The sequence below is a fragment of the Flavobacterium sp. 140616W15 genome (assembly GCF_003668995.1).
Lineage (GTDB): Bacteria > Bacteroidota > Bacteroidia > Flavobacteriales > Flavobacteriaceae > Flavobacterium.
The window spans coordinates 1920157-1934005 of the sequence record NZ_CP033068.1 but is presented as its reverse complement, the minus strand read 5'-3'; the positions used below and the strand labels follow the sequence as shown (position 1 = coordinate 1934005).

Below are 13849 nucleotides of genomic sequence, written 5' to 3'. Positions count from 1 at the left end.
AGTTATTAAAACTTATAACTGTATCCAAATCGAACAACTTGTGTTTCGTAGTAATCTCTACTGTTGTAGCTAAATCCATTACCTTGTATATCTTTCTTAATTACAAGTGTGTTTAGGATATCAGTTGCATTAATAAATACTTCGCCTTTCCCTTTTTGAACTGATTTTTTAGCTCCCAAATCTATTGAGAATCGAGAGTTTATCTTTCCCTGCGGAATGACATCAGGAGCGAGATATACTGCTGATAATTGACCGCTAACCGTTTTATTAAATTGAAAAGTATTGTTCCATTTAGCATTTCCAGAAATAATCTTTTGCTTTTCGGCAAAGTAGATTGTTGGAACAGGATATAAATTTGTTACAGTAAATGCATCTATTTTATTTTGATAGGCATTTCCATTTAAGTTAAAAGAGTACCACGAATTAACTTCTTTAGAATATACTATTTCTATACCTGTAGAAGAACTTTTACCTGCATTTTGAAAAACAGCATAAATAAGATTACTGTTTGGAGCTGTTGTTGCAATACGGCTAATTGTACCATTTACAAAACGATGGTATAGCGATGTAAATAAATAACCTTTGCCAATAGTTGCTTTATAACCAAGCTCAAATGCAGTGGTGAATTGCGGTTTAAGTGCAGGGTTACCAACTTTTATAATTTCGGCATCATCGTATTTAGGAAAAATTCGAATATCTACTTCACTTGGTCTGTCGACTCTACGGTTATAAAAAGCAGTCAACTTATTATTGTCATTAATTTTATATCCAAATCGAACACTAGGGAAGGGCTGTGTATAATCGTAACCATCGCTTTTGTAAGTAGAATGATTAGGATTTACATCATACTGTAATTTTACATATTCCAAGCGAAGACCAATTTCGGCTTCGATTTTATTATTCTCGAATATATAGTTACCATACAATGCAGGAATAATCTCTTTGTAAGTCGCCCAGCCACCAGCATTAGGATCTAGCGGAGAATTTATACCAGGGTAAAACTGCATGTTTGTTGGAATTTCTCTATTTCTGAATTTTAAACCAGTTTCAAAACGTCCGTACTTTAAAGGTTGAATATAATCAATATTGATATCGATCACTTTTTCATCAGAAAGTAATTTAAAAGAATCTTTCCCAGTAAAAGTTGGCATAATATTGTCAAAGAAATATTTTTCATCTTCTCTATGATAGGTATAATTAATTCCAGCATTTAGTTTGTGCCCCGCTTCTTTAAATTTATGTTGGTAAGAAGCTGATAGCATTACAGTTGTTTTTAATTCATCTTCAAGAAATTGCCATAAGCGCAAGCGTTGAGAATAATCATGATTAAAGAACGGTTGATCTCCATTATCGATAATCTTTTCGCTTCCAAACATACCAGATAATGCAAATGTATTTTGCTCATTATAATTCCAATCAATCCCCGTTTTTATCGTTGTAAAATGAGTATCCCGGTTTCTTTTTGTTTGCTGGTTTACAACAGTACCATCATCATACGTTCGGGTAACAAATTCATTTTTATTAAGCGTTTCGGTATATAAATAATCAGCTTGTAAATAGGTGTTTATTTTGTTCTTTCGGTAATTTAACGAAAGCGAAGGATTTATTTTAGGAGTAACTTCATATTGAGGTCTTATAGTAGGTAAATTGGATTTACGTTGCCATAAAGCACCATATCCGGATGCAATACCTACTTTTCCGTTAAAGCCTTCTTGTTTATTTTTTTTGTAAACAATATTGATAATACCTGCATTCCCATTGGCGTCAAATTTAGCCGAAGGATTATTGATAATTTCTATTTTCTCAATAGCCGAAGCAGGAATATTATCCAAACCCGATTGATTACCGAAACCAGTTAATGCCGTTTGTTTCCCATCAATAAAAACCATTACTTTGTCATTGCCTCTCAACTGTACTTTTCCGTCTTGAACCGTAACACCCGGAAGACTTTGCATAGATTGTAAAACCGAGCCACCACTTTGAGTAATATTATCGGCTACAGAAAAGACTTTTTTATCCATTTTGGCATTTACTTCATCTGTTTTGGATGCCGTTATTATTACTTCTTTTAGCGTATTAATATCTTCGTCTAGTTCTAGGGTTGATAAATCCAAATAGTCTGATAAAGTTCCAACAAACAGTGCTTGTGTTTTGGTTTTATATCCTACGAAGCTAATCTCCAGTATATAATTTCCAGAGTTGATGTTTGAAAATGTAAAACGCCCCTCTTCGTTGCTAACTACTCCAGCAACAAATGCTTGATTCTTGGATGATTTTAAAACAATATTGACATAAGGAATTGATGTTTTTAAGTTCTTGTCCTTTATGATTCCCGAAATAGTGACCGATTTGGTTTGTGCTGTTGTCTTTGAAACTAGTAATAAAGCCAAAGTAAGCAACAAAAATATGTTTGCTTTCATAGATATTTAGAGATTTGCTTGCCAAAAAAATAGGTAAAAAGATTCCTGTGCTAGATATAGGTGAGTGTCCTATATAGCATTTATAAATTCAGTTATTAAAAATGTATTTAGATTAAATGTATCAGTATTAGTAATTTTGATACCTATCTAAGATGAAAGTCACGATAGTTTATTTGGCTATTTCTTTGACAAAATTTCCTTTATGATCGAATATTAAATCTTTTTTATAGATTTCTACCTCAAAAAAAACTTTACCATTAACATCTGTGATTTTAGCAACTTCTCTAATTTTTTTACGACGATAATTCACTTTAACGTATGGTAAAATGCTATTAGGTAATTGTTCTTTGGTTATTTTAACTTCTGTTTGAATAAGGTTTCCAGAACTATCTAGTATAGCCGATTGTACTTCCTTATCATAGGTAAAGGTAACTTCATAGTTGTCATTTTCTTTCTCCCACTTTGGATTGGTAGCATCTGGAAATTTTATTAAAAAAGTTGATTTTACAATTCCAGGAACCTCTTTTGGAGTTAAGTCCTGAGCCATTGCAAAAGTTGAAATTAATATTGCGAATAGTGCTATTATTGATGTTTTCATGTATTCTTAGTTTCTATTAATAAATCTACAGTTCAAAATTAGAATAGAATTCTGTAGGAAGTTTGAATTTTTAGAATTTAACGGTAAAACGGTGTAAATTATTCTCAAATGCATAGTCTATTTTCCAATGACTTATTTCGGTAATTTTTTTTATGATTGCCATTCCCAAGCCGTTTCCTTGCGAAGATGGATTAGATTTAGAAAAACGATTAAATAATTTATCTACGATCAATGATGTTTCCTGACCTGTATTTAAAAACGTAATAGATTCACTAGTAATTATAATACTGATTTCCCCATTTTTGATATTGTGTCTAATAGCATTGAGAAACAAATTATTAATAAGCACTTCTGTTAGTGAGGGGTTGCCTTCTATTTTTAGTTTTTCTGCATATTCTATAACAATGTTGAGGTTCTTAGCCTTTGCCTGCTCAGTAAAAAAGTCAAGATGTTTTTTTAGATATTCATTTATAACGATGTGCTGTTTGTCTAGATAATTTTCATTTTCAATTTTAGATAATAACAAAAGGTTTTTATTTAATCTATTTAATCGTGAAACATCTTTATTTAGGGAACTTAAAACTTCCGACTGCTCTTTTGTTACGTCAAGCTGAAAGAGGGTATCTATTTTTGTCTGAAAAAGCGCCAATGGTGTTTGTAATTCATGAGCTGCGTTTTCGACAAATTCTCTCTGATTGTTATAAATGTCGGTATTTTTTTCGATAAGGCGATCCAAACTTTTGTTAAGTCCGTTAAACTCTTCAACATCAGTATGCATAAATTTTGGCTTATTGTTTTTATCTATTTCAAATCCCTGAATCTGATTTAGCGTATCATAAAAAGGAGCCCAAAGTTTTTTGGATAAAACTTTAGTAATTAGTAATATGCCTAAAAGTAAAATAATAATAACTACTAAAAACAATAACGCAATACTTACAATTAAATCTTCCTTTTCTATCAAATTAATTCTTCCAACGTAGGTGTAAGGTTGCCCATTTATTTCTATTGGAGAATTAAGTTCTCTGTAAGGTTCATTTTCATTTTCGAGTTCATCAAAATAAATCTTATCAAAAATGGTGTCTTTAGTAACAATATGAGACGGAATAATCTGAACATTTCGATTGTATTTATTCCACAATGAGATATCATTGCTGTTCATTTTAGGTAATTCTTCTTTTAAGAATTCATCTCTGTGTAAAGAGAGTGTTTCATCAGTTTCCTCAATGTATAACCGTTCTGTGATGTAGTAAAAAGCAGGAACTGATATTAACAGTATCAAAACTGAAAATAACAAAAAACTGGCAGTCGTTTTATTTAAAAGTTTTTTATTCATTATCCCATTTGTATCCTAAACCATAAATCGTTTTTATATAATCACCACTTTTAGCATTGCTTAGCTTCTTTTTTAGGTTTTTTATATGTGCATAAACAAAATCGTGATTATCCAGCATATCAGCCATATCCCCCGAAAGATGTTCGGCAATAGCTCCCTTTGAGAGTACTTTGTTTTCATTGCCTATTAAAAACAGTAATAAGTCTATTTCTTTTTTTGTGATATCTAGTTTTGTATTGTTTACAGTGACTGTTTTAGATAAGATATCGATAACAATTTCATTAAAGATAACAGTATTATTTCCTTTAAAATTTTTACGGCGTATAAGTGCTTGGATTCGTACTAATAATTCAGATAAATGAAAGGGTTTTGTTAAATAATCATCAGCACCTAGATTGAATCCTTCAATTCGGGTATCTAGTGTTTCTTTGGCAGAAATAATAATAACCCCTTCAGTTTTATTTCTTTTTTTTAATTCTTTTAGTATATCAAATCCATCACCATCGGGAAGCATTAAATCTAATAATACACAATCATAATCATAAAGATTAATTTTGTCCAGAGCGTCTTTGTAAGATCCAGAGGTCTCACAATGAATCCCATTGGGCTTGAAATAACTTTTTATACTTGCAGCTATTTCTAATTCGTCTTCTATTATCAAAATTTTCATAACGCAATTTACTAATTCAATTCTGAATGAATTCTGAATTTTATTGATTTTAAATATTAAAATTTGGATTGACTCTTACCAAATACTTTGAAATATATGATATTAGTTTATTAAAGACTATCTGTTTTTTAGAAAAAATATGATTTGAGGTACCTTTTTACTAAAGGGTTTAATAGTATAAAAAAATATTTCTTTTGTTGCACTTTACTATCTTTGGCTATCGTAATTTTTATATTGAAAACGGTTTTGAAAAATACTCTATTGTTTTTTTTTCTGGTTATTGTTTGCCATTCTGTTTCTGCGGATAACAGCGCTGATTCTGTTTTTGTAAAATTGAATTTGGCTTTGAAAAACAAACAGAAATATGATGCCATAAAAGAAGAACGAATTGCTAATTTTAAGAAAATAAAATCTACGGATTTATCCGATTATCAAGAGTATAATTATAACCAAACGTTATATAAAGAATACCAAAAATTCAAATCAGATTCGGCAATTTTGTATGTCAAGAAGAATCTGAAGATTGCTTATGAGTTACATAAAAAAGATTTAGTAGAAACAGCCCAATTACAATTAGCAAATCTATATTCCTCATCGGGGAGATACCGTGAGTCTGAAGAAATCTTAAAAAGTATAAATAAAAAGCTCCTATCACCGAAATTACTTCCAGATTACTACGAAGCATATCGTGAGTTTTTCTCGCATTATTCGACTAATAGTTACAATCCGATGTATGTTGAGCAAGTTGTAAAATATCGTGATTCACTGTTAGCAATATTAAATCCTCAATCGCTGAAGTATAAAATCAATCTTGCCGAAAAGAATATTTCAGAGGGGCAAATTGGTAGAACCGAGAAAGACCTGATTCAATTGCTAAAAGAAACAAAGGATGACAACCCGCAATATGCTATGATTGGCTACCTTTTGGGAAGCATTAATAAAAAGAAAGAGAATTTAGAATTAAAAAAAACGTATTTCGCTATATCCGCAACTGCTGATTTAAAAAACTCAATAAAAGACAACGCTTCAATTCAGGAATTAGCTTTAGTTTATTATGAATTAGGAGATGTAGATACGGCTTATAAATTGACAAAATCAGCTATCGAAGACGCTATTTTTTGTAATGTACAATTCCGTACACTTCAAATGTCTGAAGTATTTTCGATTATCAATACAGCTTATCTAGATAAAGAAGCCAAAAGCAAAAGTCAATTGCAATTGTATTTGATATTGATAAGTGTGCTATCAGTATTCCTCGTTTTGGCAGTGATTTATGTTTACAAACAGATGAAGAGAGTTTCCAGAATAAAGGAAGAACTTTCTAAAACAAGCGAAGAACTGGTAAAATTAAATGCAGACATCAGTAAAACAAATAATCAGCTACAGGAACGAAATGCTCAATTATCTGATTCCAATCATATTAAAGAGGAATATATTGCCCATTTCTTTAGTCTTTGTTCTAGTTATATCAATAAGCTCGAAACGTATCGTATTACTTTAAATAAGAAAGCAACAGCCAAACAATTTGATGAATTGTATAAGATTTTAAAATCAAATACTTTGGTTGATAATGAGCTAGAAGAATTATATAAAAACTTTGATACGATTTTTTTAAATCTGTATCCAACTTTCGTGAAAGACTTTAACTCGTTGCTTATTACCGAAGAACAAATTGTACTTAAGCAAGGAGAATTGTTAAATACAGAGTTGCGAATTTTTGCTTTAATACGACTTGGTATTAATGACAGTGTAAAAATTGCTGCTTTCCTTCGTTACTCTTTGAGCACTATTTATAATTACCGTACAAGAGCGAGAAATAAAGCGGCAGTTTCTCGTAATGATTTTGAAGAAATGGTTGTTAAAATAGGATCAATTGCTGTTAAAACGCATTAATTTATTTTAATTCTACTACTTTTTTTATCACATAAAAATAGTTAACTGTTTGTTCTTTAGTTAGTTGTGTTTTTTTGTAGCTACTTTTCTTTAATAGCGCTTTCTAATTATACTATATCGTTTTAGTTTTACAATGTAATTACATGAATCTTAATTTAAGATTAAGTAAGATTTAAGTTTTGTCATTATATTAAAATAAATTATTAATAAATAAGTAGTTATGTTTAGAAACATTAAAGCAGTTGTTGTTTTGCTCTTATTAGGTACATTCGGAATGAATGCACAAAATAAAGTACCAGTTTATCTAGATGATAAAAAGCCAATTCAAGAACGTGTAGAAGATGCACTTGCGAGAATGACACTAGAAGAAAAAGTGGCAATGGTTCATGCACAATCAAAATTTAGTTCGCCTGGAGTACCACGTTTAGGAATTCCTGAATTCTGGATGACAGACGGACCTCACGGTATTCGTTCAGAAGTTTTATGGGATGAATGGGATCAGGCCGGATGGACAAATGACTCTTGTATTGCTTTTCCAGCTCTTACTGCTTTAGCAGCAACTTGGAACAAAGAATTGTCTTCATTATATGGTAAATCTATAGGTGAGGAAGCACGTTACCGTAATAAAACTGTTTTGTTAGGACCAGGTGTAAATATTTATAGATCGCCACTTAACGGACGTAACTTTGAATATATGGGAGAAGATCCGTTTTTGGCTTCAAAAATGGTAGTGCCTTATATTAAAGGCGTACAGCAAAACGGTGTTGCAGCTTGTGTAAAACATTTTGCATTGAATAATCAAGAAACAAATCGGCATACTGTAAATGTAAATGTAGATGATCGTGCTTTGTACGAGATCTATTTGCCAGCATTTAAAGCAGCTGTTCAAGAAGGAGATGCTTGGACTATAATGGGATCTTATAATAAATATAAAGGACAGCCTAATTGCCATAATGAGTTTTTGTTAAATGATATTCTTCGTGGAGAATGGGGATTTAAAGGAGCTGTTGTTGCCGATTGGGGAGGAGTAAGTAACACACGTCAAGCAATTACAAATGGTTTAGACATGGAGTTTGGAACATGGACAAATGGTTTATCTGCAGGAACAAGCAATGCTTATCAAAATTATTACTTAGCAAAACCTTATCTAGATTTAATTAAATCAGGAGAAGTAGGAACTAAAGAATTAGATCAAAAAATACGTAACATCCTTCGATTAGCTTTCCTTACTACAATGGATAAAAACAGACCATATGGTTCGTTTGGAACAGAAGAACATGGTCTTGCTGGTCGCAAAATTGCCGAAGAAGGAATCGTTTTATTGCAGAACAAAAATAATATACTGCCAATTAATCTTAACAAAACGAAGAAAATTGCTGTTATTGGAGAGAATGCAATAAAGATGATGACAGTAGGTGGAGGTAGTTCTTCATTAAAAGCTAAATATGAAATTTCACCATTAGACGGTTTAAAGAAAAGAGTGGGAACACAAGCTGAAGTTATCTATGCTCGTGGATATGTAGGTGACGCTGAGGGGAATTACAACGGAGTTGTTTCAGGACAAGATTTGTCAGAGAAACGTCCAGCAGACCAATTATTAGCAGAAGCTATTGATGTTGCTAAAAAAGCTGATATCGTATTGTTTGTAGGTGGATTGAACAAAAGTAATTATCAAGATGCTGAAGGTGTTGACCGTTTAGGTTTAGAGCTTCCATACAATCAAGATAAAATTATAACTGAATTACTTAAAGTAAATAAAAACCTAGTATTCATCAATATCTCAGGAAATGCAGTAGCAATGCCATGGGTAAATGAAGTACCTGGAATTGTACAAGGATGGTTTTTAGGATCAGAAACAGGTAATGCTTTGGCTTCAGTTTTAGTTGGAGATGCTAACCCTTCAGGAAAATTGCCATTTACTTTCCCTGTAAAATTAAAAGATAACGGAGCACATGCTTTGGGAGAATTTCCAGGAAAAGAAGAAGTAACATACAACGAAAGTATTTTTGTAGGATACCGTTGGGCAGATAAGCAAAAAGTAAAACCATTGTTTAGTTTTGGACACGGATTAAGTTATACTACTTTCCAATACGGAAAAGTTACTGCTGATGCAAAAACGATAACTGCCGCTGATAAAATTACATTTACAGTAAAAGTTAAAAATACAGGAACTAAAGATGGTTCAGAAACAGTTCAGTTGTACATAAGTGATTTAAAATCATCTTTACCACGTCCAATCAAAGAACTGAAAGGATTTGAGAAAGTAAATCTAAAAGCAGGAGAAGAAAAAACAGTTTCAATTACAGTTGATAAAGCAGCTTTAAGCTTTTTCGATCCTGTTAAGCATGACTGGGTTGCTGAACCAGGTGACTTCGAAGCGTTAATTGGAGCTTCTTCTACAGATATTAAAACAAAAGTGAAGTTTACTTTAAAATAGTTTCACAAAAGATGCTTTTGAAGCTTTATAATTAGTGCTTCAATGGTTGGTTAGTTAGTTTGCATAATCCCGATTACCTTTTGTGGTAATCGGGATTTTTTTGCTTAAATTTACTATACCATTTTTGTTTTTTTTAATAGAAACAAACCTCAAGTGTTTAGATAGATTAAAGTTATAAAGTAGGATTAGTTATAAGGTGTAAGAGCTTAATAGTAGGGAGAAATACATAATATAAAAGAGTCTAATTGATTGTTCTTAAAATATTTATTAATCGTAAAGTATCACTGCTTTACATTTAAATTCAAAAAACATGAAGAACTTTATGCTAATGATTTTTGTAATTTGCTTATTCACAGGTTGCAAAAAGGATCAAAAAGAAGCGACTACTGAAAAAAAAGCAGCTATTGTAAACGATGATAGTACGATTATAAAAACAGCCGAAATGGCTTATTTGTATGGTTTACCATTAGTATTAATGGATATTGCCCGCAGACAATCAACTAATGCGGAAGAGGTAGGGAGTATGGCAGCACCTATGAACCAGTTTGTTCATAAATCAACGTTTCCGGATGCTACTCTTAAAAATGGTACACGACTTAATGCCGATACTTATTATTCATCGGCTTGGCTAGATTTAAGCAAAGAACCTATAGTGCTTTCAGTTCCTGATACATATGGAAGGTACTATCAGCTTTCGATGCAAGATGCATACACCAATATTTTTTCCTCATTAAATAAAAGAACTACAGGAACAGGAGCAGCAAATTTCTTAATTACAGGACCAAAATCTACTGAGCCAGTTCCGATAGGAATGCAAGAAATTAAGTCTCCTACCAATATGGTACGTATTATTAATCAAATTCAAATGAATAGTTATGTTGATGGACTAAAAGTGTATAAGCTGCAACGACAATATAAATTAATTCCTTTGAGTGGTTGGGCTACAGATTATGTTGCTCCAAAAGGTAAAATTGATTCATCGGTTCCAAAAGGTTCGCCAAGTGAAATTGTTTCTAAAATACCTATTGGAGAGTTTTTTAATTATGTAAATCAGTTAATGGCTAATAATCCGCCAAGAGACAAAGATGCTGAAACGGTAAAAATGTTTGCTACAATTGGAATTAAACCAGGAAGTAAATTCAACTTAAGTGGCTTTAATAGTTCAGTGCAATCAGTAGTAAGGGCACTTCCAGATAAAATGCTAGGAGCACTAAATAAAGAGATAACAATGCCTCCAAAACTAGAGAACGGATGGACTCCAATAGATTTAAAATTAGGAGCATTTGGAACTGATTATAAGCACAGAGCAATGATTTCCTATAAAGGATTAGAAATTAATCTTCCTCAAGATATAATTAATTCTTCTTGTATGGTCGATGAGGGAGGTGATAAACTAAATGGATCCAATAAATATACGATTCATTTTAATCAGGATGAAATTCCATTAGCAAATGCCTTTTGGTCATTAACAGCCTATGATGCTAAAGGAGCATTTGTTGCCAATCCTATGAACCGTTTTACAATAGGTAATCGTGATTCATTAATTAGAAATGCCGATGGTTCGATAGATATTTATTTTCAAAGATCATATCCCGGAAAAATCAGAGAAAATAATTGGTTGCCAGTATCATCTGGAGAATTTAATATAGTATTGCGAGTATATTCTCCAAAAGAACAAATGTTAAAAGGAAAATGGATCATACCTTCAATAAAAAAAACAGTTCCAATAGCTCCAGTAACTGAATCAGTACCGGTTACAGTAGCTGTATCAGAATAACTTTAGTATAAAATATTTCAATAGACAAAAGAGACACTAAATTCAAAATAGATGAATGGTAGTGTCTCTGTTTTTTAATAGCTTAAAAGCATTTTGCAAAGTTTTAAAAAGAAGAATTTAGCAGTAATAACTTATAAGCTTATCTGATAAATTCTAGATTCTTCTCCCCAAGGATGATGCCCTTGTCCGATATAATTAAAACCATATTTCTCATAAAAACCGACATGATCAGTGCATAGATGTAAGTTATTAAATCCTGCTTTTTTTGAATCTTGTTTTGCTTTTTCAATTAATAAGGATCCATATGAATTTCCTCTGTGTTTTTCATCTATAAAAATGGCGCATACCCAAGGATATAAATCCATTCGGCTAATAAAGTCATTTGTAATAAGACCCGCGCAGCCAATAATAGTATTATCCTTTTCTAATATATACCACTGAGGCAATGAATCTTTAGCATTAATACTATGTGTAATACAATCTTCATAAATAACTGCAGGTACTTCTGGCCAGCTATCTTGAAAATAATGTATTGCCTTATCTTTATATTCGGGATTTTCCCTTACCGAAATTATTCTCATCTTAATTTTAAATTTATTGTATTTTGGTTATTTGGCAAAGAAAATTACATTTAGCAAAGTTATTAGCTTTGAACTTCAGAACCTTATAGACTATTTTCGTCCTTGATTCCTTTGAGCAGTGCATAAATCGCCATTGCGTGCCCTTGTCCTAAATCAAAATCTTCTTTAAGCCAGTTTGTAATATCGCCAGCTTTTATTTCAGGTTTAAGTTTCCCATTTAATGTAAAACCTTTTTGCTCTGCCAAAGTTCTAAATTCAGCTGGACCATTAGCTGTTTTTTCTTTAATTGTTTTTAAGTATCCTTGAAATGACATAAAATGTTGGTTTATTGGTTAATATTAAATTTTATTTCAGAAAACAACTATAAAAATATAGATTTTTATATTCTTTAGTTTATCTAAAAGAATATTTTTTCATTTTTAAAATTACTAATTCACTCTAATTGAATAACCTCTTAACTCAGAAAGAGTTTGTAGCTTTACAGTAATTTACTAAAACAATAAAGATATAATGTATACAAAACTACTAGAGCTTGTCGCGGAGATTATTACCATTGATGATTCGGATGCAATCTTGGTTGAACGTTTTTTTGAGCCAGTAAGTTGCGGTAAAGGAGAAATTTTGGAAAAAGAAAACAAGATAGCTCAATATTTATATTTTATTAATTCGGGGTTTATCAGGGCTTTTTATAATAAAAATGGCGATCAGATAACTACGCATATTAATTGTCCTTCTGGATTCATTACCTCTTTTAATAGTTTTGTAACAGGTATTCCTGCGGTAGATAATATTGAATGTCTTACTGCATGTGAAGTGTTGCGAATTACCAAAAGCGATTTGGATACATTATGCCATAAAAGCCAAAAGTGGGCAGATTTTGCCAGAATTATTTATGAAAAATCTTTAATTTATAATGAGCAGCGTACAAATGACATCATTGCGTTATCAGCTGAAAAACGCTATCTTAAAATCCTGAACGATAATCCTGCTATGATACAAAATGTCCCACTTCAATATATAGCGTCGTTTATAGGAATCAAACCCGAAAGTTTGAGTCGAATTCGTAAACAAATAATTTCCTAACATAGATCAAGTAGATTGCTTTGGTTATTACTGAATTTTGTGTCAGAAATAATTAAAGAAATGAAAACGATAAAAAACAAAACGGCATTTATTACTGGGGCATCCTCTGGTATTGGAGAAGCATTTGCTTATGAACTAGCAAAACAAGGAGCAAATCTAATATTAACAGCTCGATCTGAAGATAAACTGCAAGTCATAGCCCGAAAAATTACTAAAAAGTATAATGTAAGAGTAACAGTGCTTACAGGAGATCTTTTGCAAAAAGAAACGCCACAAAAATTATACAATCAGATAAAACAAGCTGAATTGTCTGTTGACTTGCTGGTGAACAATGCAGGATTTGGTAAATGGGTAAATTTTCTAGACGAAAGTATAGAAGATTATGAAGACATGATCGAAATAAATGTTAATGCATTAGTCAAATTATGCCATCTGGTATTACCAGATATGCTGAAAAAAGGGGATTGTGGAATAATAAATGTAGCTTCAACCGGCGCATTACAGCCATGCCCATATGTTGCAGTATATTGTGCAAGTAAATCATTTGTATTAGATTTTTCAGAAGCATTACAAGGAGAATATTCTAAGCATAGTATTACCATTACAGCACTATGTCCAGGGAATACTGCCACAGGTTTCCAATCGGTTGCAAAAGCAAATACTAAAGGTATGGCCGCAGACACTCCAGAGACAGTTGCTAAACAAGGAATTTCAGCATTATTAAAAAATAAAAGCTTTAAGATTGTAGGTACTGCAAATTATTTACAATCATTTTTACCAAGAGTATTACCAAGAAAAACAATGATTGATATAGTAAGTAAAATGATGAATGGAAAAGTAAATAGCTAAAGAGGTAAAAGAGAAAAACATCTTAATTTTTCTCACTTATAATGATATGAGACAGTTATTCCACATAGCTTCCCCAATAAATTCTAAGTTCCACGAAGCTTTTTAGCTTTGAACCTCAGAACCTTATTTATCTCAAATAGTTTTCTATGAAATAAACAATTGTGAGATTCTTAACGCACTTTAGTTGGTAAAATTCATTAATTTAACA

Annotated in this window: 11 protein-coding genes; 5 read left to right on the top strand and 6 right to left on the bottom strand. The window is 31.6% G+C overall.

Annotated elements, in window-relative coordinates; translation table 11 throughout:
• Positions 1–5: 5 nt before the first annotated feature.
• From EAG11_RS08165 to EAG11_RS08150, 4 genes are all read right to left on the bottom strand, one after another.
• On the bottom strand, positions 6–2420 hold the full coding sequence (locus EAG11_RS08165; RefSeq protein WP_129538751.1) for an outer membrane beta-barrel family protein: 2415 nt from the start codon (positions 2418–2420) through the stop codon (positions 6–8).
• A gap of 169 nt (positions 2421–2589) precedes the next feature.
• Positions 2590–3018 (bottom strand): PepSY-like domain-containing protein, encoded by a 429-nt coding sequence (locus EAG11_RS08160; RefSeq protein WP_129538750.1) that lies wholly within the window; start codon positions 3016–3018, stop codon positions 2590–2592.
• 70 nt (positions 3019–3088) lie between these two features.
• Complete coding sequence (locus EAG11_RS08155) at positions 3089–4351, bottom strand: HAMP domain-containing sensor histidine kinase (protein ID WP_129538749.1); 1263 nt, start codon at positions 4349–4351, stop codon at positions 3089–3091.
• Complete coding sequence (locus EAG11_RS08150) at positions 4344–5021, bottom strand: response regulator transcription factor (RefSeq protein WP_129538748.1); 678 nt, start codon at positions 5019–5021, stop codon at positions 4344–4346. Before EAG11_RS08150 ends, EAG11_RS08155 begins: the two co-directional genes overlap by 8 nt.
• Before the next feature lie 345 nt (positions 5022–5366).
• On the opposite strand from EAG11_RS08150, the gene EAG11_RS08145 reads away from it, so the two are divergent.
• The 3 genes from EAG11_RS08145 (at position 5367) to EAG11_RS08135 (ending at position 11128) form a co-directional block, all read left to right on the top strand.
• The gene (locus EAG11_RS08145) at positions 5367–6914 is read left to right on the top strand and encodes a DUF6377 domain-containing protein (RefSeq protein ID WP_371414632.1); all 1548 of its coding nucleotides are present in this window, start codon (positions 5367–5369) and stop codon (positions 6912–6914) included.
• 220 nt (positions 6915–7134) lie between these two features.
• Complete coding sequence (locus tag EAG11_RS08140) at positions 7135–9351, top strand: glycoside hydrolase family 3 C-terminal domain-containing protein (RefSeq protein ID WP_129538746.1); 2217 nt, start codon at positions 7135–7137, stop codon at positions 9349–9351.
• A gap of 310 nt (positions 9352–9661) precedes the next feature.
• Complete coding sequence (locus EAG11_RS08135) at positions 9662–11128, top strand: DUF1254 domain-containing protein (RefSeq protein ID WP_129538745.1); 1467 nt, start codon at positions 9662–9664, stop codon at positions 11126–11128.
• Between the two features lie 131 nt (positions 11129–11259).
• On the opposite strand, the gene EAG11_RS08130 is transcribed toward EAG11_RS08135, so the two are convergent.
• Entirely contained in the window at positions 11260–11709 is a 450-nt protein-coding gene (locus EAG11_RS08130; RefSeq protein ID WP_129538744.1) for a GNAT family N-acetyltransferase, read from the bottom strand.
• Positions 11710–11792: 83 nt separating this feature from the next.
• Positions 11793–12023 carry a DUF4287 domain-containing protein gene (locus EAG11_RS08125; RefSeq protein ID WP_129538743.1) on the bottom strand — a complete coding sequence of 77 codons (231 nt, stop codon included), beginning with the start codon at positions 12021–12023 and terminating at the stop codon, positions 11793–11795.
• Between the two features lie 196 nt (positions 12024–12219).
• On the opposite strand from EAG11_RS08125, the gene EAG11_RS08120 reads away from it, so the two are divergent.
• Positions 12220–12792, top strand: a complete 573-nt coding sequence (locus EAG11_RS08120; RefSeq protein ID WP_129538742.1) for a Crp/Fnr family transcriptional regulator — start codon at positions 12220–12222, stop codon at positions 12790–12792.
• Between the two features lie 60 nt (positions 12793–12852).
• Entirely contained in the window at positions 12853–13641 is a 789-nt protein-coding gene (locus EAG11_RS08115) for an SDR family oxidoreductase (protein ID WP_129538741.1), read from the top strand.
• Positions 13642–13849: the final 208 nt, after the last annotated feature.